This window comes from Micromonospora sp. NPDC001898, assembly GCF_042891255.1.
Lineage (GTDB): Bacteria > Actinomycetota > Actinomycetes > Mycobacteriales > Micromonosporaceae > Micromonospora.
Map to the genome: position 1 here is coordinate 955,094 of NZ_JBIATC010000001.1, position 21,672 is coordinate 976,765.

25 protein-coding genes are annotated in these 21,672 nt (G+C 70.0%); 11 read left to right on the top strand and 14 right to left on the bottom strand.

Features of this window, described 5'->3' with window-relative positions:
• The first annotated feature begins 139 nt into the window (after positions 1–139).
• From ACFYZF_RS04545 to ACFYZF_RS04570, 6 genes are all read left to right on the top strand, one after another.
• Complete coding sequence (locus ACFYZF_RS04545; protein ID WP_387015925.1) at positions 140–1,165, top strand: aspartate-semialdehyde dehydrogenase; 1,026 nt, start codon at positions 140–142, stop codon at positions 1,163–1,165.
• 97 nt (positions 1,166–1,262) lie between these two features.
• On the top strand, positions 1,263–1,703 hold the full coding sequence (locus ACFYZF_RS04550) for a PPOX class F420-dependent oxidoreductase (RefSeq protein ID WP_387015927.1): 441 nt from the start codon (positions 1,263–1,265) through the stop codon (positions 1,701–1,703).
• A 75-nt stretch (positions 1,704–1,778) separates the two neighbouring features.
• Positions 1,779–2,480, top strand: coding sequence for a TMEM175 family protein (locus tag ACFYZF_RS04555; protein WP_387015929.1), 702 nt, complete (start codon positions 1,779–1,781; stop codon positions 2,478–2,480).
• Between the two features lie 90 nt (positions 2,481–2,570).
• Positions 2,571–2,987 carry a CBS domain-containing protein gene (locus ACFYZF_RS04560; RefSeq protein WP_387015931.1) on the top strand — a complete coding sequence of 139 codons (417 nt, stop codon included), beginning with the start codon at positions 2,571–2,573 and terminating at the stop codon, positions 2,985–2,987.
• Between the two features lie 154 nt (positions 2,988–3,141).
• Positions 3,142–3,513 carry an SCP2 sterol-binding domain-containing protein gene (locus ACFYZF_RS04565; protein ID WP_387015933.1) on the top strand — a complete coding sequence of 124 codons (372 nt, stop codon included), beginning with the start codon at positions 3,142–3,144 and terminating at the stop codon, positions 3,511–3,513.
• Positions 3,513–5,573: a glycogen debranching N-terminal domain-containing protein gene (locus tag ACFYZF_RS04570; protein ID WP_387015935.1), complete on the top strand. Its 2,061-nt coding sequence runs from the start codon at positions 3,513–3,515 to the stop codon at positions 5,571–5,573. The genes ACFYZF_RS04565 and ACFYZF_RS04570 overlap by 1 nt, the downstream gene beginning before the upstream one ends.
• A 68-nt stretch (positions 5,574–5,641) precedes the next feature.
• Here ACFYZF_RS04570 and ACFYZF_RS04575 read toward each other — a convergent pair whose 3' ends face one another.
• Positions 5,642–6,310: an alpha/beta hydrolase fold domain-containing protein gene (locus ACFYZF_RS04575; protein WP_387015936.1), complete on the bottom strand. Its 669-nt coding sequence runs from the start codon at positions 6,308–6,310 to the stop codon at positions 5,642–5,644.
• Between the two features lie 133 nt (positions 6,311–6,443).
• Between ACFYZF_RS04575 and ACFYZF_RS04580 the strand changes: the two genes are divergently transcribed.
• Positions 6,444–7,193, top strand: coding sequence for a lysophospholipid acyltransferase family protein (locus ACFYZF_RS04580; RefSeq protein WP_387015937.1), 750 nt, complete (start codon positions 6,444–6,446; stop codon positions 7,191–7,193).
• Between the two features lie 111 nt (positions 7,194–7,304).
• On the opposite strand, the gene ACFYZF_RS04585 is transcribed toward ACFYZF_RS04580, so the two are convergent.
• Positions 7,305–7,637, bottom strand: coding sequence for a hypothetical protein (locus tag ACFYZF_RS04585; RefSeq protein ID WP_387015938.1), 333 nt, complete (start codon positions 7,635–7,637; stop codon positions 7,305–7,307).
• A gap of 76 nt (positions 7,638–7,713) precedes the next feature.
• On the opposite strand from ACFYZF_RS04585, the gene ACFYZF_RS04590 reads away from it, so the two are divergent.
• Together ACFYZF_RS04590 and ACFYZF_RS04595 are read left to right on the top strand one after the other, a co-directional pair.
• Positions 7,714–8,196, top strand: a complete 483-nt coding sequence (locus ACFYZF_RS04590; protein WP_387015940.1) for a GNAT family N-acetyltransferase — start codon at positions 7,714–7,716, stop codon at positions 8,194–8,196.
• Between the two features lie 126 nt (positions 8,197–8,322).
• A complete protein-coding gene (locus ACFYZF_RS04595; RefSeq protein WP_387015942.1) occupies positions 8,323–8,748 on the top strand; it encodes a hypothetical protein in 426 nt (141 codons plus the stop codon).
• Between the two features lie 65 nt (positions 8,749–8,813).
• Here ACFYZF_RS04595 and ACFYZF_RS04600 read toward each other — a convergent pair whose 3' ends face one another.
• Positions 8,814–10,232, bottom strand: a complete 1,419-nt coding sequence (locus ACFYZF_RS04600) for an alpha/beta fold hydrolase (protein WP_387015943.1) — start codon at positions 10,230–10,232, stop codon at positions 8,814–8,816.
• A 379-nt stretch (positions 10,233–10,611) separates the two neighbouring features.
• Here ACFYZF_RS04600 and ACFYZF_RS04605 point away from each other — a divergent pair, with 379 nt between their 5' ends.
• On the top strand, positions 10,612–11,331 hold the full coding sequence (locus ACFYZF_RS04605) for a hypothetical protein (protein ID WP_387015945.1): 720 nt from the start codon (positions 10,612–10,614) through the stop codon (positions 11,329–11,331).
• A gap of 726 nt (positions 11,332–12,057) precedes the next feature.
• Here ACFYZF_RS04605 and ACFYZF_RS04610 read toward each other — a convergent pair.
• The gene (locus ACFYZF_RS04610; protein WP_387015946.1) at positions 12,058–13,245 is read right to left on the bottom strand and encodes a hypothetical protein; all 1,188 of its coding nucleotides are present in this window, start codon (positions 13,243–13,245) and stop codon (positions 12,058–12,060) included.
• Between the two features lie 260 nt (positions 13,246–13,505).
• Between ACFYZF_RS04610 and ACFYZF_RS04615 the strand changes: the two genes are divergently transcribed.
• Positions 13,506–13,901, top strand: coding sequence for a hypothetical protein (locus ACFYZF_RS04615; RefSeq protein WP_387015947.1), 396 nt, complete (start codon positions 13,506–13,508; stop codon positions 13,899–13,901).
• A gap of 113 nt (positions 13,902–14,014) precedes the next feature.
• Here the strand turns inward: ACFYZF_RS04615 and ACFYZF_RS04620 are convergent, their stop codons facing one another.
• The 10 genes from ACFYZF_RS04620 to ACFYZF_RS04665 form a co-directional block, all read right to left on the bottom strand.
• A complete protein-coding gene (locus ACFYZF_RS04620) occupies positions 14,015–15,970 on the bottom strand; it encodes a DUF3987 domain-containing protein (RefSeq protein ID WP_387015948.1) in 1,956 nt (651 codons plus the stop codon).
• Positions 15,971–16,006: 36 nt separating this feature from the next.
• Complete coding sequence (locus tag ACFYZF_RS04625) at positions 16,007–16,309, bottom strand: hypothetical protein (RefSeq protein WP_387015949.1); 303 nt, start codon at positions 16,307–16,309, stop codon at positions 16,007–16,009.
• Positions 16,306–16,545: a hypothetical protein gene (locus ACFYZF_RS04630; protein ID WP_387015950.1), complete on the bottom strand. Its 240-nt coding sequence runs from the start codon at positions 16,543–16,545 to the stop codon at positions 16,306–16,308. The genes ACFYZF_RS04625 and ACFYZF_RS04630 overlap by 4 nt, the downstream gene beginning before the upstream one ends.
• Before the next feature lie 147 nt (positions 16,546–16,692).
• Positions 16,693–18,879, bottom strand: a complete 2,187-nt coding sequence (locus ACFYZF_RS04635) for a cell division protein FtsK (RefSeq protein WP_387015951.1) — start codon at positions 18,877–18,879, stop codon at positions 16,693–16,695.
• Positions 18,880–18,976: 97 nt separating this feature from the next.
• Positions 18,977–19,171 carry a hypothetical protein gene (locus ACFYZF_RS04640; RefSeq protein WP_387015952.1) on the bottom strand — a complete coding sequence of 65 codons (195 nt, stop codon included), beginning with the start codon at positions 19,169–19,171 and terminating at the stop codon, positions 18,977–18,979.
• Between the two features lie 21 nt (positions 19,172–19,192).
• Entirely contained in the window at positions 19,193–19,660 is a 468-nt protein-coding gene (locus tag ACFYZF_RS04645; protein ID WP_387015954.1) for a DUF3307 domain-containing protein, read from the bottom strand.
• 94 nt (positions 19,661–19,754) lie between these two features.
• Entirely contained in the window at positions 19,755–20,546 is a 792-nt protein-coding gene (locus tag ACFYZF_RS04650; protein ID WP_387015956.1) for an ABC transporter permease, read from the bottom strand.
• Positions 20,543–20,752 carry a hypothetical protein gene (locus tag ACFYZF_RS04655; RefSeq protein WP_387015958.1) on the bottom strand — a complete coding sequence of 70 codons (210 nt, stop codon included), beginning with the start codon at positions 20,750–20,752 and terminating at the stop codon, positions 20,543–20,545. Before ACFYZF_RS04655 ends, ACFYZF_RS04650 begins: the two co-directional genes overlap by 4 nt.
• A 12-nt stretch (positions 20,753–20,764) precedes the next feature.
• Positions 20,765–21,007, bottom strand: coding sequence for a DUF6284 family protein (locus ACFYZF_RS04660; RefSeq protein ID WP_387015959.1), 243 nt, complete (start codon positions 21,005–21,007; stop codon positions 20,765–20,767).
• A gap of 348 nt (positions 21,008–21,355) precedes the next feature.
• Complete coding sequence (locus ACFYZF_RS04665; protein ID WP_387015961.1) at positions 21,356–21,598, bottom strand: helix-turn-helix transcriptional regulator; 243 nt, start codon at positions 21,596–21,598, stop codon at positions 21,356–21,358.
• Positions 21,599–21,672 lie beyond the last annotated feature (74 nt).

Genomic DNA, 21,672 nt, shown 5'->3' on the forward strand with positions numbered 1-21,672 from the left:
TCTTCCGGGCGAGGCGCCGCGCCGGGGTCGTCGTTGCGGTTCCGGCGCTGGTCGGGGTGGCTCGGGTCACTGCCGGTACGGGTCCGGGCGATGGGAAAGCGTTCCCGGCCGGGGCCTCGACCTGGGTAGCCTCGCGGGCATGAGGATCGGCATTGTGGGGGCCACCGGCCAGGTCGGTGGCGTGATGCGGCAGGTGCTGGTGGAGCGCGAGTTCCCGGCGGAGCAGGTGCGGCTGTTCGCCTCCGCCCGCTCGGCGGGACGCGCCCTGCCGTGGCGGGACGGCGCGCTGACCGTCGAGGACGCGGCGACCGCCGACTACTCCGGGCTGGACATCGTGCTCTTCTCCGCCGGAAAGGGCACGGCGAAGGAGTTGGCCCCCCGGGTCGCCGAGTCCGGCGCGGTCGTGATCGACAACTCGTCGGCGTTCCGGACGGACCCGGACGTGCCGCTGGTGGTCGCCGAGGTCAACCCGCACGCCGCCGCGAACCGCCCGAAGGGCATCATCGCCAACCCGAACTGCACCACGATGGCCGCGATGCCGGTGCTGCGCCCGCTGCACGCCGAGGCGGAGCTGGTCGGCCTGGTCGTCTCGACGTACCAGGCGGTCTCCGGCGCCGGCCTGGCCGGCGTGGCCGAGCTGGACGAGCAGGTCCGCAAGGTGGCCGAGCAGGCCGCTGGGCTGGCCTTCGACGGCACCGCCGTGGAGTTCCCGGCGCCCCGGGTATTCGCCCGGCCCATCGCGTTCAACGTGCTCCCGCTCGCCGGCTCGATCGTCGACGACGGCTCCGAGGAGACCGACGAGGAGCAGAAGCTGCGCGACGAGAGCCGCAAGATCCTGGAGATCCCCGGGCTGAGGGTCTCCGGCACCTGCGTCCGGGTTCCGGTCTTCACCGGCCACTCGCTCCAGATCAACGCCCGGTTCGCCCGGCCGATCACCCCGCAGCGGGCCCGCGAGCTGCTCGACGGCGCGCCCGGGGTGGCCCTGTCCGACGTGCCGACCCCGCTGCTGGCCGCCGGCCAGGACCCGACGTACGTGGGTCGGATCCGCGCCGACGAGACGGCGGAGCACGGCCTCGCCCTGTTCTGCTCCAACGACAACCTGCGCAAGGGCGCCGCGCTGAACGCGGTGCAGCTCGCCGAGCTGGTCGCCGCCGAGGGCCGCTGACCCCGCTCCCGCCGGCCGGGCCGTCGCGTCGGCCGGCCGGCGGGCCGCGCGTCGGGTTGGATGGACCCAGGTACGACGACCCGACCTGGAGGCTGCCGTGGCGGACGAGAAGACCCGGAGCGCCCTCACCGAGCTCATCGCGGGCCGGTGGATGGGCGTGCTGGCGACCATCAAGCGGGACGGACGCCCGCAGTTGTCGAACGTGGTCTACTCCTTCGACCGGGTGGCCGGGCTGATCCGGATCTCGGTCACCGAAGGGCGGGCCAAGACCGCCAACCTGCGCCGGGATCCCCGGGCCAGCTTCCACGTCAGCAGCGACGACGGCTGGGCGTACGCGGTGGCCGAGGCGCGGGCCGAGCTGACCCCGGTGGCGCGTCGGCCGGACGACGCGACGGTGGAGGAGCTGGTCGGGCTCTACCGGGCCGTGCAGGGCGAGCACCCCGACTGGGACGACTTCCGCGCCGCGATGGTCGCCGAGGGGCGGCTGGTGCTGCGCCTGCACGTCGAGCGGGTCTACGGCATGCCACCGCGCGGCTGAGCCCCCCGACAGCGGGTATCCGCGGCTCCTGCCACACGTTCCGGCCACCCGGCCGGCACGGGGACGGGGGAGCCGATGGACAGCGACCGGGACCGGCCGGGGACCGCGGACGACGAGGTCGGTGACCTGCGCTCGGACACCGGCCGGGCGATCGGGTTCAGCGACGCCGTGTTCGCGATCATCATCACGATCCTGGTGCTCGACCTGCGTACCCCCGAGGTGCCGCCGGGTGGGCTGCTGCGCAGCCTGCTCGACGAGTGGCCCGTCTACCTGGCGTACGTCACGTCCTACCTGTACGTCGCCGTGAACTGGCTGAACCACAAGGGGACCTTCCACCGGGTCCGCTGCACCGACCGCGGCCTGCACTGGGTCAACCTCGGGGTGCTCTTCAGCGTCGCCCTGCTGCCGTTCGCCACGGCGGTGCTCTCCAGCGCGGTCCAGCACGGCGACCGGTCCGACGAGCGGGTCGCGGTGGCGCTGTACGGGCTGGTGGGGGTGGTGCTCTCGGCGGCCTGGCTCGCCCTGTACCACCACCTGAGCCGGCACCGGGACCTGCTCGGGCCGCGCGTCTCGCCCCGGTTCTTCGCCGTCGAGCGCCTGCGCGCCGTGCTCGGCATCGTGGCGTACGCCGTCGCCGGGCTGGTCGGCTCGCTGGTGTCGGTGCCCGTGGCGCTCGTGGTCTTCCTGCTGCTGCCGATCTTCTACGGCCTGTCCAGCAACGGCTTCTACGACCTGCGCCGGTGGGCCCGGCGGCACCGGCCGGGTGCCCGGCCCTGACGGCCGGCCCCGGTCACGGGCGGCCCGGACCGCGTTACCCCTCGGGGCGGGCGGGTAGACCGCAGGTGCCGACACCGAGAGGGGAGCACCATGACAACGGTCGGAGAGTTCATGACGACCCGGTTGGTGACGATGGACGGCAACGAGACGCTCACCGCCGCGGCGCGGGAGATGCGCGACAGCGCCATCGGCGACGTGGTGGTGACCAACGGCGCCGACGTGGCCGGCATCATCACGGACCGGGACATCACGGTCCGGGGCGTCGCCGAGCAGTTGGACCCGAACTCGACCCGGCTCAACCAGATCACCAGCCGGGATCTGATCACGGTGAGCCAGTACGACGACGCGGTGGCCGCAGCCGACCTGATGCGCACCTACGCCGTGCGCCGGCTGCCGGTGATCGACGACGGGCGGCTGGTCGGCCTGATCTCGATGGGCGACCTCGCGGTCGAGCGCGAGCCGCAGTCGGTGCTGGCGGACATCAGCGCCGACGACCCCAACAACTGACCGTCCGCCGCGGCGACGCCGGCCCCACCCGGGGTCGGCGTCGCGTCGTACGCCCGCGCCCACCCGCCTCACCCGAACCGGGCGAGGTTGGCCCCGCACCGGACGGGGACCCTCCTGCGACGTCGAACGCGGATCGACGGGAGGAGAGGGCCCGATGCTGGACGCGACAACCAGGTTCTTCGAGAACCTGGACCGGCGGGGTTACGAGCCCCTGCTGACCAAGGTCTCCGGAACCCTGCGTTTCGACCTGCACGAGGGGCCGCAGACCAGGCACTGGATGCTGGCGATCGACCGGGGGCGGGTCCGGGTGAGCCAGGAGGACCGGGAGGCCGACACGGTCGTCGGGGCCAGCCCGGAACTGTTCGAGGATCTCGCCGCCGGCCGGGAGCACGGCCTGGCGGCGTTGCTGCGCGGTGACATGACGGTGACCGGCTCCGCCCGGCTGGTGGTGCAGGTGGAGCGGCTCTTCCCCGGCCCTCCGGGCAGCCGGGCGCCGCGCCGGATCTTCCACCGGGAGGTGTACTGATGGCGCAGGCCCACACGGTCCGGATCCTCGACGGCAACACCTTCGTGGTGTCGGAGGACACCGGCGACATCGAGGCGACGCCCTCCGAGCCGACCGGGCTGTTCTCCATCGACACCCGGTTCCTGTCCCGCTGGGTGCTGACAATCAACGGCGAGCGGCTCAACGCCCTCTCCTACGACGACCTCCAGTACTACGAGGCGCGGTTCTTCCTGGTGCCGGGGATGCCGACGCACTACGTCGACGCCAAGTTGTCGATCATCCGCGAGCGGACCGTCGGCGGCAGCTTCCACGAGCAGGTGACCATCCTCAACCACGACGAGAAGGCCGTCGACCTGGAGATCAGGATGGACGCCGGTGCCGACTTCGCCGACCTGTTCCAGGTCAAGGACGAGATCCTGAACAAGAAGGGCGAGACCTACGCGGAGGCCGAGGCGGACCGCCTGCGGCTGGGCTACCGACGGGGCAACTTCCGGCGGGAGACGGTGATCTCCTCGTCGCAGACCGCCCGGTACGACCGCAACGGCTTCGCGTACAGCGTCCACCTGGAACCGAACGCGCAGTGGAGCACGGACATCGACGTGGAGACGTTCGCGCTCGGGCCGGGCGGCCGGGACCTGCGGATGGGGCTGCGGATGCCCAGCCACGAGCGGCCGGCCCTCCAGCGCGACCTGGAGGAGTGGGTCGCCGCCGCGCCGAAGGTGAACGCCGAGTGCGAGCACCTGGCCCGTACGTACCGGCGGAGCCTGGTCGACCTGGCGGCGCTGCGCTTCTCGCCGCTGTCGCTCAGCGGGCAGATGCTGCCCGCGGCCGGACTGCCCTGGTTCATGACCATGTTCGGCCGGGACAGCATCCTGACCTGCCTACAGGTCATGCCGTTCACCCCGGAGCTGTCCCGGACCACGCTGCGCCTGCTCGGGTCGTTGCAGGGCACCCGGTTCGACGACTTCCGGGACGAGGACCCGGGGCGGATCCTGCACGAGATGCGCTACGGCGAGACGGCCGCGTTCGAGGAGCAGCCACACTCGCCGTACTACGGCTCGGTGGACGCGACGCCGCTGTTCCTGGTGCTGCTCGACGAGTACGAGCGGTGGACCGGGGACGTCGCGCTGGTCAAGGAGTTGGAGCAGGAGTCCCGGGCGGCGCTGAGGTGGATCGACACCTACGCCGACCTGGTCGGCAACGGCTACATCTGGTACGAGCGGCGCAACACCGACACCGGCCTGGAGAACCAGTGCTGGAAGGACTCCTGGGACTCCATCTCGTACCGTGACGGCACGCTGCCGCCGTTCCCCCGGGCCACCTGCGAGGTGCAGGGGTACGCGTACGACGCGAAGGTCCGGGCCGCCCGGATGGCACGCGAGTTCTGGGACGACCCGGCGTTCGCCGAGCAGTTGGAGCGGGAGGCTGCGCAGCTCAAGGAGCGCTTCAACCGCGACTGGTGGGTGGAGGACGGGGAGTACTTCGCCCTCGCCCTGGACCCGGACGGCCGGCCGGCGGACGTGCTCAGCTCGAACATCGGCCACCTGCTGTGGAGCGGCATCGTCGACCAGGACCGGGCCGAGAAGCTCGCCGAGCACCTGGTCGGGCCGCGACTGTTCTCCGGCTGGGGCGTGCGGACGCTGGCAGAGGGGGAGGCCCGGTACAACCCGATCGGCTACCACAACGGCACGATCTGGCCGTTCGACAACTCGTTCATCGCCTGGGGGCTGCGCCGGTACGGCTTCGCGGAGGAGGCCGCGACCATCGCCGACGGCATCCTCGCCGCCGCCAGCTACTTCGACGGGCGGCTGCCCGAGGCGTTCGGCGGGTACCACCGGGAGCTGACCAAGTTCCCCGTCGAGTATCCGACGGCGTGCAGCCCGCAGGCCTGGTCGACCGGCACCCCGATGCTGCTGCTGCGCACCATGCTGGGCATCGAGCCGCACGCGGGGCACCTGTCGGTCGAGCCGCGCCTGCCGATCGGCATGGGGCGGATCGAGGTGCTCGACATCCCGGGCCGCTGGGGCCGGGTCGACGCCTTCGCCCGAGGCCGCCTGGCCCTGCACCAACTCTCCACCTGACCCGCAGCGGAACTGCTTCCGCCGCGCAGGAACACGGAATTAGTGCCCTTGGCCGACGCCCGAGGGCACTAATTCCGTGTTCCTGCGGAGGCGGGCGGCGGCAGGACGGTGTCGAGGAAAGCCGCCGTCGTGGCGTGGATGTCGGGGCGGTCCAGGTCCAGGGAGTGGCCGCCGTGGGTCAGCCAGGCGTGCACCGGATGCCCGGCGGCCAGCAGCGCGGCGGCCAGGCCGACCGACTGGCTCGCCGGCACGGCCGCGTCGGCCGTCCCCTGCACCAGCAGGACCGGAACCCCGTTGCCGACGTGGGTGGCGACGGTGACGTCCAGGGTGGCCGGGTCACCCGGGGCGGGCCGGCGCCCGAGCAGCCCCGCCCACGGGTCGTCGCCGCCGCGCAGCCGCCGCCAGTCCGTGGCCAGCGGGTCCACCGGCGGCCAGTACGCCAGCGCGCCGGCCACGTCGTCGGGCCGGTCCACTCCGCGCAGGGCGAGGTGCAGGGCCAGCATCGCGCCGGCCGAGTCGCCCCCGACCAGCAGCGGCAGGCCGCCCGCCCGGTCCTGGGCCGCCCGCGCCGCCGCCCGTACGTCGTCGAGTTGGGCCGGCCAGCGAGCCTCGGCGACGAACCTGTACGCGGCCGGGAGCACCCGCAGCCCGTGCCGGGTCAGGGCCGCGCCGTCCTCGCTCGACCGGGCTCGCCAACCGCCGCCGTGGATCCAGAGGAGCACCCCGCGTTCTGTCATGCCGCCATCGTGTGGTCGCCGCGCCCCGGGGCGCCAGAGCGCTCGGCCGAGGGCAGAACTGGCCAGCCGTCCGCCGTGGGTGGCGGCGCACGGCCCTGACATAGTCCGGTCCTCAGCAGGGTAAAGTCGCCGGATGCCGGAACTCGTGTACCCGCCCGTGATCACCGCCGCCAAGACGATGTTCCGGGTGCTCGACCTACGCCTGACCGTCGAGGGCAAACACCACGTGCCCCGCACCGGGGGCGCGGTCCTGGCCAGCAACCACGTGAGTTACCTGGACTTCATCTTCTGCGGGTACGGGGCGCACGAGTCCCGCCGCCTGGTCCGGTTCATGGCCAAGCACGAGGTGTTCGCGCACAAGATCTCCGGCCCGCTGATGCGCGCCATGAAGCACATCCCGGTGAACCGGCGAGCCGGCGCCGGCTCGTACAACGCGGCGGTGGACGCGCTGCGCAGCGGCGAGATCGTGGGCGTCTTCCCAGAGGCCACGATCAGCCGGTCGTTCACGGTGAAGGACCTCAAGAACGGGGCGGCCCGGATGGCGCAGGAGGCCGGCGTGCCGCTGCTGCCGGTCGCGCTCTGGGGCACCCAGCGGCTCTGGACGAAGGGCCGGCCGCGCACCCTCACCCGCCGGCACACCCCGATCACCATCATCGTCGGCGAGCCGATCGACCCGGCCGCTTACCCCGACGCGAACGCGATGAGCGCCGAACTGAAGACCCGGCTGACCGCCCTGGTCGACCGGGCCCAGCGGGAGTACCCGGACTCGCCGGCCGGCCCCGACGACGCCTGGTGGCAGCCGGCGCACCTCGGCGGCACCGCGCCGACCCTGGAGGAGGCCGCCGCCCTGGACCGGCCCGCCCGGCGTACCCCCGCCGCCTGAGCACGGCCGGCGGCCCGGCTGTTCCGGCAGGCCACCGGGGCTGGCCCCGCTCGGCGCGTCATGTTCGCTATGCGCCGTGATCCGGGTTTCGGGCGGGCGGTCTCAATCCGGTCAGTCGGGGCGGTCAGCGACCTGCGCTGCGTGGTGCGCCACCGTCGCGCCGAAGATGCCGTCCAGCCGGCCGCACGCGCGGCACACCAGATCCCGACCCACCGGCCCGCCGCAGTCGCCGCACCGGCCGGCGTCGTCCGGGTCGGTCCACCGGCCGAGCGCCTCGGCGAGTGCCCGGGCGGCCCGGTCGGTCAGCCGGAAGCTGCCGTGCAGCCGGCCCACCCGCAGGTCGATCGTCGCGGCGGGCTCGGCATCGGGATCGTCGTAGGGGGCGATCCGGGCCAGGAACTGTTCCATCGCCTCGATCGGGTCGGGTGGCGGCTGCATCGTCACCGACCCACGGTAACGCCCGACATCGTCCCCCAGCCTCCCGTGCCGGCCGTGGGGCGGTGGTCGGTAGGGTGCCGGCATGTCGTCCCTGCACCTGGAGAAGATCACGCCGGGCAACGTCGATGCCGCGTGCGACCTGAGGGTGCGGCCGGACCAGGAACACCTGGTCGAGCCGGTCGCCCGGTCGTTGGCCGAGGCGTACGCCTGGCCGGATGTCGCCTGGCCCCGGCTGGTCTACGACGGCGACGAGTTGGTCGGCTTCCTGATGGGCTTCTTCCGCATCCCGTGGCGGGAGGACACCCCGACCGACCTGCGGTCCGGGTTGTGGCGGCTGAACATCGCCGCCGAGAAGCAGGGGCGCGGGTACGGGCGCTTCGCCGTCCGGTCCGTGGCCGAGGAGGCGCGGCGGCGCGGGGAGACCCGGATCCACACGACGTGGGAGCCGGGTGACGACGGGCCGGAGGAGTTCTACCTGCGGCTCGGGTTCCGGGTGAACGGAGAGCGCAGCGGCGGACAGACCGTCGGCGAACTGGACCTGGCCGCGTTCCTCGCCGTCACCTGATATGGGGCGGCGCTGGGCCGGCCCGGCGCGGATCGCCTGCGGGCTGCCGCCCCGGGCCGGGCTTCTCGTCCCGTTGTCCCGCCGGCCGGGCGACGGTGTGGCCGGCCTGTGCAGGATGATGGTGCCGTGAGAGTCGCGGTCAGAGCCCGCCTCGGCGGTCCCGAACGGGCACCGGAGGAGCCGGTCGTGCTGCGCCGGGCGCTGAAGGAGTCGTTCGGGCGGATCGTGATCGACGGCCTCGACGAGGTCGACATCTTCCTCACCCTGGGCGGATCGATCACGGGCGCCGAGGGCGACGGTGGGGTGCACAACCTCCGGTACTCGGCCGTCCGGCGGCGGCTCACCGTCAACGTCGTCGTACCGGCCTCGGAGATCGGGCGTGACTCGACGGCCGGGGCGCTCGCCCCGTACCTCGATGTGCTGGCCCGCCGCATCGCCGAGCGGTGCGCGCCCCGGGACTGCGCCGCCGTCTCGCAGGAGGTGGCCGGGGCGTGCCGAGAGGCGCTCGCGGCGATCCCCGGGGCCGGACCGTCCGGCCCGCCCTACGGGTGAGGGTCGTGGCGACCGAGTGGACCTCGGCCGCCACGACAGCTTCCTTATGGCGGCGGGGCAGTTCCTCATGCGGCCGGGCAGCGGGCGCCGGCTTCGGGGAGGACGAGGTCGACCAGATACCTGTCGACCGCGCCGATGGTGCACGCGGTTCGCTGGTACGAACCGTGCCCCCAACCCTCGTAGGTGAGCAGCCGGCCGCGCTTCCCGAGCTGTTCTGCGACGTTCGTGGCCCACTCGTATCCGGTGCGCGGGTCATGCAGCGCGTTGAGCAGCAGCAGTCGTGCGTTGCCGGTCACACGGAGTTCGTGCGGGGGGTTGCGCACCGGCGTCGGCCAGCCGAGACATGTCTGTACGGCGATCAGCCCGGCGCCGTACCGCACGTCCGGCGCGGCAGCCGCAGCCAGACGCACGAGTGTGGCGTACTCGTCGTAGTCACGCACGCGCACGGGCCAATCCGCGCAGAAGACGGCGGTGGCCACCGGAAGACTTCTCGGTGCCGGTGCGACACCGCCACTCAGTCCCTTGATCACCTGCGCGAGGTCCGTCCATCTCGGCACGTTGAGCATGCCGAGCGGGAGCACGGTGATGTCGAACGCGGTGCTCGGCGCGTACTCGCCCCCGTCGGCGCGGGCGAGCACGTCGGCCCAGATCGCCCGCACATCGGTTCCGTGCAATAGGCAGTCGGTCGAGCGGTCACACCACGCCACGAACTCGTCGAACGAGTCCTGCAACGTCGCCGCCTGCGACCGGACGAAAGACGGCACGTCGAGGCTGTGGTCGAACACGCCCTCCAGGACGACTGCCCGGACGCGGTGCGGAAACCGCTCCGCGTACTGCGCGCCGAGCAGTGTGCCGTATGAGCTGCCATGGAAGGTCAGCCGTGACTCGCCGAGTGCCCGCCTGATCGCGTCGAGGTCGTGGACCGTACTCAGCGTGTCGGCGTGATCGAAAACCGGGCTCGTCGGGCGACAGTTCGCCCACAGTGCCTGGTTGTAGGCGATCGTGGCGTCGAAGTCGGCCTGGCTGCCCAGCAGCAGCGGTGGCTTCGGCAGGGTTGGGCTCGGGGAACAACGCGGCGCGGCACTTCGACCAACCCCCCGCGGGTCGAAACTGACGATGTCGAACTTGTCGAGAAGCTCATCACTGAACCGGTCTCCCCGCCGGACCCGTTCCACGCCGGAATCGCCCGGCCCGCCAGGGCCGAACACCAGCGAACCCACCCGTTTCGCCTGGTCGCGGGCGGGACGGCGCGCCACCGCCAGGTCGAACGTGACGCCGCGCGGCCTGGACCAATCCACCGGCAGCCTCAGCGCCGCACATTGCACCACGGGATCCACCGGGACTCCCGGAATGTCGTCGGGGCATTGCCCCCATGTCAATGTCGCTCTTCGATGGTCCGCCCCTGACACAGCCGGCGGCGCGGCGGCGACGAGCGCCCCGGTCAAGATCAGGGCGAGGCCGGCGGCAAGACTTCGGTACGTCACAGCAACTCCCCAAGTGGTCGCAACAAATACGAAGCAGGACCATCGTGGAGGTCCACCACGCCGGCAAGCTATCGGGGCGGACCCGGAAATGCCCCCCGATGCCCGTAGCCTCCCGGCTAGAGCTGTCGGAAACCTGAACTCTTCCGCTGGCGTGACTGCCGCCAGGCGGCCGACACCTGCTGTTCCCTCTCCGGCTGATGCCGATTTCGGCGGGCCGGTCGTGGTTGCTGGCCGCGCCGCTCTGATCATGTGGTTTAGTCAGGGTGCCGTGCAAGCGCGGCGCTGGCCCACCGCACGCTCCCTCTCGTCAATCTTCACGGGGTGTCTATGAAAGAACAAGACTGTTTCTCTGCCCGCAGTGCCGGCAGTCTCTCCTGGTATGGCCGCTGACAATCATCCTGTGGACCTAGCTCGCCGCCTTTCGCATGTTCGATGGCTCGCGGGGGGCACCGGTTCAGGCAAGAGCACCCTCGCCCGGGTCCTAGCCGGGCGCTACGACGTGCTGATCTATGACGGGGACTGCGCGGAGCGCGACTACGTCAGCCGGTGCACCGCCCAGAATCAGCCGTACCTGTGGGCGTTGCTGCAAACTCCGCTGGCGCAGACGTGGAATGGCCGCAGCGCACAGGAAATCTTCGAGTCGATGCCGAGCCTGCACGGGGAAACATTCGGGTTTGTTGTCGATGACCTGCTGGCGATGCCCACGGAGCGTCCGGTCCTGGTCGATGACTTCCGAACCCTGCCCCGCGAGGTCGCGCCGCTGCTGACCTGGCCAGGGCAGGCCGCCTTCCTCCTGCCAACGCCGCAGTTCAGGGAAAAGGCATTGCGGGTCCGATTCGCCGACGTCGCGAGAGGCCGAATGAACTGGGGAGACAGCGATCACGGCAAGGCGCTCGCTCGGCGACTTGCTCGCGATGAACTGTGGGACGCAGAAGTCCGGCGTGAGGCCGTCGAATTGCACCTGCCGGTGGTGACCATCGACGGCTCGCGTGACGCTTCTGACCTTGCCGATGACCTTGCTGCCCGGTTTCGTCTGGGCCATGCCGGGCCACGGACCGTGCAGAGTGCGTGCACTGATCTTGACTCATCCGGCAGGTGAACGACGTGGACGTCCAGGCACCCGGTCCGCAATAGGGCAGCCGTGTTATCGAGCATCGGCCTGACGTGCTTGTTGAGCTTGTTCTCGTAGCCCATGCGGGTCGTCAGCTCAATCTCGGCGACCTCAAGCCACCGGTCAAGAAGTTGGTTCAGCGTGGCGCGAGTACGCGGGTTGCGCCGTTCATCGACCTGGGCCAGCAGGCGGGTACGCGCCTTCTCGGGGTCCTTCGCCGCGGTGCGGCCCGCCGGGATGGTCCCGCTGAGGTAGTGCCGCTCTGCCGCTGAGCGGGCCCTCGCCCGAGTGCAGCTTTACGCGGAGTGACCCACTGGGTAGGGCTTCGATCTCGCTCGGTGCCGTTCCCGCGGCTGTTCGACCTCACCACGCGGAAAGCTCGGCTCGTTGGCACCACGCGCCGCACCACGCGGCTCGGTCGGCCGAGTGGAAGTCCTGTGCGCCCGGCAGGATTCGAACCTGCGGCCTTGGGATTAGAAGTGGTATTCACCTCATGGTCTCTGGTTTCGATAGGTGCTCTACCTGCGCGAACTGCTTCCCTGGTCTGCCTCACTTTCCCTGGTACCCGGCATTTCGCACCACGAATAGCTCCACGCCTGGCCTGGTTGACGGGTTCGAGGTGTAGTGACGCTCCGTCAAGCTGGCCTTCGGTTGCGCTGGTTCGGGCTGCTTGGTGTTGGCTGGGAGCGCACCGGGCGGAGCGAGGCAGGCACATCAAGCGTTCGTCTCGGTCGGGGCTAACTCGATTTCGTCGGCCAGCTTGGTGAGGTGGTTGACGACATCCAAAAGGTCAACTCTTCGATGTGCTTCGGGATCGCACTGGTGCAGGTAGGCATTCAGTGCGAGGCCTGCGAAGGTCTGAAGCTGAGCTAGGAATCCGAATGGGTGCCCCATTCCGTTGTCTGCTGGGCGCCCTGCGGTTGTCAGCGTTGTCATCTCCGCGACCACCTGCATGCGTTCGAAGAAGCCGGGATGGGTGGGTGCAACGTCACCCGGGACCCAGTCGCCATTTAGGTGGGCGGCAGCAACCAGGGCCAGGACGGAGCCGGCTAGGGCATTATAGATTTCAGGGAAAGAAGGCGTGCTGCGTAGCGCGTTCGCGCAGATTAGGAAGGCCAATGCGTCTGCTTCAACTTCTTCCCGTTGTGACGGGTTCAGTGGCAGCATGATCTGAGGTATTTTAGTTGCTTGCAGGGCCTCGTGGAGCGCGCGCTTTGCGCTGGGTTTCTCCCGCTTTGAATTCGTATGGCCAAGCAGATGATGCGCCAGTTCGTGCGCAATGGCGAAGGCCTCCGCGCAGAGAACCATATCCTCTACTAAATGAATTCGCTTCGGGGCGACCCAGCTAAAAAGTGATGCGCACCCTCCGTAGACGACTTCAGGGTTCCTCCATTGGTCCTGTTGAGCCTCTATCTCCTTCCATGGTCGCTCTAGCCGAGCCGTCAACGCCGCTACCAGTTCGTCGTCGTCCGCATCAACCTGGTTCACGATTTCGAACAGGCCCTTGACCGACTGGAAGTATTCGTTGTATGTCGCGGCGTATGCGCCGAGGACGTGTGTGTACTGGAGAGTTATCTCAACTACTCCTGCCTGCTTTTCCGACCAAGCTCTGGCATTAATCTCTCCATCAAGGATTCGTCCCACGAAAAGATTCCGCGCTAACGCCTTCCAGTCGTCCGGTAGATGCCCTGTTAACTCTTCAAGGACGGAGGTCAGTTGCTCACAGTTCGATCGCTCAGGTTTCCACGGTGGAAAGGCGATTGGATTTCCCAAGGAACTCTCGCCTAATGAGATACCCGTCTGGGACCTCACGGTATCGTGGAAGAATCGCCAAAAACTTCGGTCGGGCGGCATTTTGAACGTGTGGAAAAATTTGCCGCGCGAGTGTTTCAAGGTTGCCATCGGGTGCCTCTCTTCGGCCGTTTCTTCCGATACCCTAACCGCCGATGCTTGCGGGCGAAATCATGCCTTTTCAGGCAGTCAAGGGAAGCTTGATGTGGGCCGTCGCTGACAGTCCATGACAGATGTGGCGGCAGTTCAATGTCGCACTGGTCCGGCTTGCTCGGCAACCCCCTCGGCCCGATCAATGCCACTGGAGGTGACGGCCATCCGACAGATGGATCTATTCACGTTCTGCGGTTGCGTCGGTACTCTTCGCGCTCATGGCATCTCGCGGCAAGTCGAAGCTGTGGCGGTACTGGGGCTACGGCGTCCTAGCTGTGCTCCTCCTGTCCCTCGGTAGCAGCTCATTCGGCCCCGGCATCTATGCGCTTCTCGTCGGACTCTTACTCTTCTTCGTGCTCTTCCAGGCGCCGGTCTACTGCGGTGCGATCAATCGGAAGCGTGGCGGCGTAGTTGAGTTCTGCCGCAACAACTCGGCTGGTCTAGTGCTGGGCTGCCATCTTCGCCAGCACAAGTGGCAGAAGTTCGGACGCGACTGGTGGTCTCTGGGCTGGAGCGAGAAGACGAGGGGAATCTGGACTGGAGCCCAGGCGAAGCTAGCAACCCTGAGCTTCGTTATCGGTACCGTCACGGGTGTCATCGGTGTCTTTAAGTAGCCCGGCGCAGTCGACGTGGCCAGCCGACGGCCGGGTGCTGGTCTAAATGGCGAGAATGGCAGAAATCCTGGCCACACAGGATTTCTGCCATTGCGGCCATTTAGACCAGCGGCTCACGCGGGTCTGCGGTCTGCCCTCGCGGTCAGGGCGTGGATGGTGCCGGTGGTCTGGTGTACGTCCGGGTGGACGAGGTACGCGGGCGACGGGGGCCGTCCGGCGCCGGTGCGGGCCGGTGGGTCGAGTTGGCGCAGGTATCCGTGGATTTCCAGCAGTGACAGGACGGGGTCGAGGTCGGCGGCGGTGGGGATTTGGCTGCGGACGGCCCGGTACAGCTCCTTCTTGGTGAACGTGGTGGAGCCGGTGCGTTCGATCCAGGCGAGCACGAGCCGGGCGGACCGGGTGCTCTTGTCAGTGCCCATGTCGTCGAACGCGGCCAGGGCGTGAGCGGCGAAGTATTCGCCGAGCAGGGCGGCCCGCTCGACAGTCTCAGCGGTGACGGGCTTGCCCCAGCCGTCGCGCAGGTGTTCGGCGAGGTGGATCAGGCCGGCAAGGCGGACCACTGCGCCGGTGTACTTGCTGCCCCAGTCCACGACGTGTCCCCACGCGCCGCCGGGGGCGAGGCGCGGCTCTACGGCCCGTTCGATGTCCAACACCCGCTCGTTGGCTTCCGGGGTGAGCGGGAGCACGGCCGGGTCGGTCCATTCGGCGAGGGTGGCGACCAAGGCGCCGAGGTTGGCGGCGTAGGCGGTGGCGATGGGTTCGGGTACTGGGTCGGCGCCGATCTTCCGGCGGCCGACGGTATTTTCGGGCAGGCTGAACAGGATCCGGGCCAGCAGTCCTTTGCCGCGGAAGCCGGGCATGTCGGCGATGTCGCGCAGCACGTCGGGTTGCACGGCGAGGCCGAGGGTGAGCGCGGGGTGTTCCACGTGTTCGGGGGCGCGGGAGCGTCGGTTGACGCGCAGCATGTCTCCGGCGTGGCCTTTGAGGAAGACTTCCAGGTTGGGGGTGCCGGAGTAGCGGCCAGCGATGGTGGCGAAGACTCCGCCTTCCGGGGATAGGACGGCGAGGCGTCCGCCCTGCTCGGCGAGCAGGGATGCGGCTTCCTCGCTGGTGACGTCGTCGGCGACCAGTTGCGGCAGGACGGGGACGGTGACGGCGTCGGCGTTCATCGCGGCGGCGGTCGCTTCGGCAAGCAGGGTGTCTCGGCCGGAGGTGTCGGCGTTCGCGGCAGCGATGGCGGCTTTCTCTGCCGTTTTGCCGGCGACGCGGGCGGCAAGTTCGGCTTCCACGATCGCCGGTTTGGTGCGCTCGACAAGGGCTTTCTCGGCGGCGAGCAGCGGTCCGGTCATGGCGGCGAAGACGGCGGACTTGCGGGAGCCGGGCGGCAGCACGACGACGGTGAACAGGTTCGTGGGTTCGCGCCAGGAACCGCGTACCTCCACTTCGGCGCGGCCCCCGGCGGCGGTCGAGAGGGCGGCCAATGCGATGCAGCCGGCCAGGTCGACGGGGGTTTGGGTGAACTCGGCGACGGCGTAGACGTGCTCGGCGACCCACTCGGGCAGCACGTAGGCCGGGAATTCGGGGAGGTGTCGGCGGTCGTCGAGCGGGATCAGCGGTGCCCATTGAGTGCCGGTGGCGGCGTGGTCGAGCATCGCGCGGCCGGTGGCGAGGATGTCGGCGACGTCCGTACCCTGGTCGGCTTTCTCGGCGAAGTAGACGCCGAGGTCGGCGACCTGGCGGCGGCGGGCGTGGTCGGCGACGATCCGGGCGTAGTGCCCTGCGTTCGCCGTGGTGGGCACGGCGGCAATCAGGGTGTGCAGGTACGGGGCGCCGCCGACTTTGGCCAGGTCGCCGGTTGCGGCGAGTCGGGCGGCCAGGGCGATCGGGTCGACTGGTTCGCCGGCGGCGTGCATCGCGGAGAGTGTTTCCCACAGTCGGCCGTGCGCGGGCCGGTGGAAGTCGGCCGGGGCGAGCGTAGGGGCGAGGTCGGCGACGACGGATGGGTTGAGCAGTGCGGCGCCGATCACGGCCTGCTCGGCGGCGTGGTCGTGTGCGGGCGGTCGGGTCACGATGACGTGCTCCTGTCGTGAGTCGGGGAGGGCAAGTCAGGCGGCCTTGCGGCCGGGGCGCGGCCGGCGAACTGCGGCGGCGCGGGTCACCAGGTCGCGCAGGTCGGCGAGCAGGGTGCCGAGCTGGCGGCGGGCGGCCGGGTCGACGTCGGCCAGGGCGACTCGTACGCGGATCTCCGCGTGGTCGCGGCCGTCGCTGGCCCGAACGCGGACGAGGACGGCGCGGGCGTGGCCGGGCAGGTCGACCACGATCTCCGCCGATCGGTGCTCGCCGAGGTTGCAGCGGTGGTCGCGCCCGCACCATTCGGTGTGACCGTCCCGGCCGGGGCGGGCGGTCACTGCTGGCCTGCCCGGTACTCGGCGCGGACGTAGTCGAGCAGCCGCCGGCCGACGCGTACCCGGATGCCGGTGCCGTCGCAGCGAGGGCAGTCACGGCGGGTACCGATAGCCGTGCGGTGGAAGCGGCGACCGTGGCAGCGCCGGCAGCCCCCCCACGGGGACACCGCGCACACGGCCAGGTATGACGCTGCGTAGATGAGGGCGGTGAGGCTAGCGAGCAGCAGGATGGGGACCACGAATTGCCTCCACAGGCCAGTTTTCGGGTGTGCGGGGTCGACGCCGCTAGGAACTAGGGCGCTGATCAGGATTGGGATGCGGTGCTAGCGGGGGTGCTAGGTCTAGCGGGGGGTGCCGCTAGACCTAGCAACCACACGCCGTCCGGGTTAGGCGGCTTTGTCGCCCCGCCGCTTGTTACGCTCCGCTACCGCATTGGTGATGTCGGCCCGGTCGATGCCGCGCCGGTTCGCGCCCTTGCCGGTGGTCGGGTCGGTGCCCCACACCTGCCCGGTGGTGATCCCGTACGGCTTGAGCGCGGCCGTGAGCTGATCGCGGGTCAGGTCGGCGTACGCGTCGGCGTTCAGCTCCGCCAGGCGCTCGGTCAGCGTCTCCGCCCACACCTTGCCCTCGGTCGCGGGGACGACGGTGAGGATGTCGTCGAGCAGGGTGTCCCGGCGCGCGGCCGGGGTCGCCGTGGCCTGCCCGACCGCGTGGCCGGTGAGGGTGCCGGCGGCTTCCCGTAGGGCGCGCGCCCGGTCGGTGATCCTTTCTGCGGTGGGGCCGTCGACGTAGAAGGTGCGGACGATTTGGGCGTCGTCGGCGGCGCCGACGAGGTAGCCGACGCCCTTGTCCTTCTTGGCGAACATGGTCGCCCGGATGCCGTTCTTGTACGCGCTGGTGCCAAGGATCATGTCGTTCTCGATCTGGCCCATCACCCGCAGGCAGAACCGGGTACCGGCGTTCGCGCTGACCCCGGTGGGCAGGCTCTTGGCGTCGGGCCGCTGGGTGGCCACGACGAGGATGACGCCCAGGGCGCGGCCGAGCTTGATGATTTTCTCCGCCAGCTCGCCGGCTTCCTTGCCGAACTCCGGGTGCGAGAACAGTTCCTGAACCTCGTCGAGGGCGACGACCAGCCAGTGAAGGCCCAACTTCTTGCGGCGGGCCAGTTCGGGGGTGACCTTGTTGTCCGGGCACACCGCCTTGGGGAGTCCCTTGATGACGGCGGCGCGGCGCTGGCACTCCTTGCGCAGCTCGCGCAACGCCAACAGCCCTTCCTCGGCGGTGTCGTCGTCCTGCCCGGACGCATACCGCGCCGACACCTTCTCCAGCGGGTCGAGACCGCCGGTGCCCTTGAAGTCGAAGCACCACAGTTCCGCGTACGGGTCGAGGGCGGCGGCGAGCATCGGCACCTGGGTAGCGGCGGTCTTGCCGTAACCGGGAATCGACCCGATCAGCAGGTTGGTGTACGGCAGTTCGAAGGAGATGATCCGGCCGCGTGGGTCGGTGCCGAACGGCACCGGACGGCCCAGGTCGAACCCGCCCGTGGTCTTGAGCAGCGGCCAGGGCTTCGGCGGGGTCGCGGCCATGTCCTGATCGCCCACCCACAGCAGCAGCCGGCCGGGGTGCACCTCGGGCTGTCCCTCCGGCCAGACGCAGCCGAGGGGGCGTGTGAGGCCGGCGGCGAGCCGGTCCCGCCGTTCGATCACGTCGCCGGCGGTGACGCCGGGGGGTAGGTCGATGTCGGCCCGCCATCCGGGGCCGTCCCGGGTAATCGGCGCGGTGAAGGCGATGGCGCGGGCGCCTTGTTTGGCGATGGCTTGGGTGATGCCGGAGATGCCGAGCACGGCCAGGGCGCGCACCACCACGTTCGAGGTGAGCCGGGCCACGCGGGGGATGACCACGGCGGTGTCGAGCAACGGCTTGTCGGCAGGCTGACCGAGCATCCCGCACAGGGTGACCAGCAGGGCGAGCACCGCCCATCGTGCCCAGGGTGGGGCCAGGGCCACGGCGACGCCACCGGCCAGGGTGACCGCGAGGGTGAAGACGGTGACGATGCCGCGCCACCGCACGCGCCGGTCACGCTGCCGGGACAGTTTCAGGTACAGCTCGCCGTCGCGGGTCTGGGACGTCGACTGGCGCAGCGTCTCGCCTTCCCAATCGAACAGCCACCGGGACGCCCCGGACACCAGCCGGACCGCGCCGGCCGGGGCGCGCAAGGCGAGTTTGCCGGCGTACTTCGGCAGGCGCAGCGAGTGGTAGGCGCTGGTGTGCAGGAGATGCCCCACCGCCCAGCGCATCACGTCGGCCAGCTCGGCGCGGGAGCGCAGCCAGGCGGGCAGGATCGGGCGGCGCTGACCAGCCCGCACGCCGTCGAGGGTGAACCGCGGTGACCGCTGCGCGGCCGGCGAGTCGACCAGCGCCGGCCCGCCGTCGTCGTCGGAGTCGGGGTCGGTGGTGCGGGCAGCGCGGGCGGCGTCCAGGTCGACCACGTCGGCATCCGGGCTGTTCGGGTCGGTCAGATCGTGCTCTGCTGCCTGCCAGTCGAAGCGGTTGTTGTCGTCGGGGGACGTCATGATGGGTGTTCCTCCAAGCTCGGGGATGTTCCTCGGGAGGTAGGGGCCGGCAGCGCGGCGCGGGTTGGTAGCCAGGTGGCCGCGCTGCCGGGCAGGGCTAGCGGGAGCGGCCCGATCCGCCGCAGTCGGGGCAGGTCTTCATCGCGGTGCAGTCGGTGTAGGCGACCTTGCGGCCGTTCTTGTCGATGACGTCGTTGCAGCCCTGGGTGTAGTGCGCCACCCGGCCGGTGCCCTTGCAGGGCAGGCAGCGCGTGATCGCGTCGAACGCTTTGTTGATCAGGTTCTTGGCCATGATCAGGGGTCCTCTCAGGGGTCAGGCGGCGCAGAACAGGGCGGCGATGAACAGCCATCCGATGTGCCAGGACTGGTCAAGGGCGTAGGCCCCGGTGCCAAGGGACGGGTTGTCGTCGCGGCCGGGTCGGGGTGCGCCGAGGGCGTAGAAGCGGGCCGACCCGAGAGCAGCGGCGATGCGCTTGAGCGGGGTGCGCCGATCGGCGATGTAGTGCGTGACCGCCGAGACGGTCAACCCGACCACCACGCCCCACGGGTCCAGCCGCAGCCCGGTGCCGGCGACCAGGAACACCAGGGCCAGGCCGGAGGTGATGGTGTAGGTGGCGACGTGGGTGGCGCAGGCGATGCGGCCTGCCCAACCGGGCTGGCCCTTGCAGTCGGCCTGGTGCTGGGTCTGGACCCAGTGGTCGGCGATCTGGTGGGCGACGTAGAGGGCGACGAACACGGCCGCGAACGCGGCAGCGCGGGTGCTGGTGGGGTCTGCGAACATGGGTGTCTCTCCTGAGATTCCGTGAGGGTCGAGGGGTGAGGGCCGGCGGCGCGGCGCAGGTTTCCAGGCCGTGAGGCCGCGCCGCCGGGCGGAACTAGTCGTGGGTGCGGACGAGGTGCGCCAGGGCGGCGCCCATGCCGAGCACGGCGACCGGGAGGCAGGCGACGGCGGTGGTGATCCACCACGGGGCCGAGGTGATGCCGGCGGCGACGAGCAGGTGGTAGGCGACCTGGCCGAGCGCGCCGACGAGCAGCGAGGCGATGGCCGACCACTTGGCGAACCGGCGGGCCAGGTCCGGCACGCGGCCGGACAGCCAGATGTAGAGGGCGTACGCGCCGTAGGTCTCCACGCCGATCGGCAGGGTGATGGCCGAGTTGATGGAGAAGCTGTCCCAAATTCCTGGCAGCGGGTGGACCTGGCCGAACCCGGTGAGTCCGCCGAGTCCGACCCACCCGGACCAGATCGCCACGAACGCGGGCAGGGCCAGCAGCACCACCGGCCACGCCACCGCCCGCCGGCTGTCCGCCAAGTCGGTCGGGTTCGCCTCGGTGGTGATATTGGTGCCCAGGTCTGCGGCGGGTGCTGCCTGCTCCGACACGTCCGGCGGGGTGTCGTCGGTGACCGGCGGCAGGTCCGGCACCGGGGCCGGGTCGGCGAGCGGGTCTGGGGTGGTGTCGGCCGGGTCGGTGGCGGGCTCAGTGGGCGGCGGGGTGTCGGTGTGGGTGAGGGCGGCGAGGATCGCGTCTGCCTTCGGGCCACCCACCCGCAGTTCCTTCTTGAGACGGTTGCGCGACGGGATCTCGCCGAGATGGTCGGCCAGGTCGCGGGCGGCGGGGATCAGGTCTTCGACCGGCCGGGGGAAGGCCGACAGCGTGGGGGCGGTCATGAAAGGGGTCCCTCCGATTCGTCAGTGCCGTAGATGAACGAGAACAGGGCTTGTTGCAGGGCCAGCAGGTCCGTGCCGCACCCGTCGTACGGCTCGGTCATCGACGGGTAGCCGTGCGCGGCGAGGACCTGGGCCACATCCAGCGCCAGACCGAACGTGAAGCGGGAGTCCTCAGCAGGCCGGGGGATCGGGAATCGACGGCTCACGGTGGCTACCGCCTACGCGGCCCGGCCGGCGGCCGAGCGAACGGCGAGCAGGGCACGCGCTTCCCGCAGCACCCGACGCTGCGCCCGACGCAACCGCTGCCAGTCCAACTCGGACGGACCGGCATCGCCGGTCAGCACGATGATCTGCGCGTCGAGCAACAGAACCTCAGCTTCGATCAGCGGCAACTCCTGCTCGATCTGGGCGAGGTCGGCCCCGCTCGGCTCGATCTCGGGAGAGTCGTTCGACTCAGTCACTTCGTATCCCTTCTGACTGATCCGGCGCTCTAGATGTGCGCCTCTGTTGCGCAACAAGGTAGCGATACGCGGCTCTGTTGCGCAAGGGGGTAGCGGTATGTTGGTCCGATGAGTGATGCGCGAGATGAGCTGTCAGCAGCTACGAAGCGGTATCGGCGTACCGAAGCGGCTCATGAGGCCGCACGTGAGGCGGTGGTTGCGGCGGTGGTTGCGGCGCTCCGGGGCGGTGTCGGCCCGACTGAGGTCGAGCGGCTGTCGCCGTTCAGCGGTGCCTACGTCCGGAAGCTCGCTCGGGAGCACAGCGTCCCGCCTGCTCCGCCGGGGCCGAAGCGGGTTGCTTCCTAGCGGTCATCCAGCGGGTCGTAGCGCGTAGTTGCTGGCGTCCACCAGGCCGTACGTCAGTGCGGACGCCTCCATGTCGTCGATGGCGCGCGCCGGGATCACGAAGCGGCCACGGACCTTGATGGCGGGGAACTGGCCGGCGTGGATCGCCCGGTAGAGGGTCACCTCCGACATGCAGAGGATCGCTGCGGTGTCGGCGACCGACCGGAACCGAGGGCGATCGTTCTTGGCGGCGAGGGGTTCAGCCACGGGAGTCTCCTCAGTAGTCTGTGGTTGGCGTTCCGTTCGGTTTGCTGAGACCCAGTGAAGTCGAAAAGGAGCGC

Bases quoted from the DNA above. Each gene is read 5' to 3' on its own strand.
- ACFYZF_RS04605 (WP_387015945.1), top strand. From the start codon at position 10,612: ATGGCCGCTGACAATCATCCTGTGGACCTAGCTCGCCGCCTTTCGCAT.
- ACFYZF_RS04640 (WP_387015952.1), bottom strand. From the start codon at position 19,171: ATGGCCAAGAACCTGATCAACAAAGCGTTCGACGCGATCACGCGCTGC.
- ACFYZF_RS04615 (WP_387015947.1), top strand. From the start codon at position 13,506: ATGGCATCTCGCGGCAAGTCGAAGCTGTGGCGGTACTGGGGCTACGGC.
- ACFYZF_RS04650 (WP_387015956.1), bottom strand. From the start codon at position 20,546: ATGACCGCCCCCACGCTGTCGGCCTTCCCCCGGCCGGTCGAAGACCTG.
- ACFYZF_RS04610 (WP_387015946.1), bottom strand. From the start codon at position 13,245: ATGGCAACCTTGAAACACTCGCGCGGCAAATTTTTCCACACGTTCAAA.
- ACFYZF_RS04590 (WP_387015940.1), top strand. From the start codon at position 7,714: ATGTCGTCCCTGCACCTGGAGAAGATCACGCCGGGCAACGTCGATGCC.
- ACFYZF_RS04570 (WP_387015935.1), top strand. From the start codon at position 3,513: ATGGCGCAGGCCCACACGGTCCGGATCCTCGACGGCAACACCTTCGTG.
- ACFYZF_RS04545 (WP_387015925.1), top strand. From the start codon at position 140: ATGAGGATCGGCATTGTGGGGGCCACCGGCCAGGTCGGTGGCGTGATG.
- ACFYZF_RS04555 (WP_387015929.1), top strand. From the start codon at position 1,779: ATGGACAGCGACCGGGACCGGCCGGGGACCGCGGACGACGAGGTCGGT.
- ACFYZF_RS04645 (WP_387015954.1), bottom strand. From the start codon at position 19,660: ATGTTCGCAGACCCCACCAGCACCCGCGCTGCCGCGTTCGCGGCCGTG.
- ACFYZF_RS04560 (WP_387015931.1), top strand. From the start codon at position 2,571: ATGACAACGGTCGGAGAGTTCATGACGACCCGGTTGGTGACGATGGAC.
- ACFYZF_RS04580 (WP_387015937.1), top strand. From the start codon at position 6,444: ATGCCGGAACTCGTGTACCCGCCCGTGATCACCGCCGCCAAGACGATG.
- ACFYZF_RS04565 (WP_387015933.1), top strand. From the start codon at position 3,142: ATGCTGGACGCGACAACCAGGTTCTTCGAGAACCTGGACCGGCGGGGT.
- ACFYZF_RS04575 (WP_387015936.1), bottom strand. From the start codon at position 6,310: ATGACAGAACGCGGGGTGCTCCTCTGGATCCACGGCGGCGGTTGGCGA.
- ACFYZF_RS04635 (WP_387015951.1), bottom strand. From the start codon at position 18,879: ATGACGTCCCCCGACGACAACAACCGCTTCGACTGGCAGGCAGCAGAG.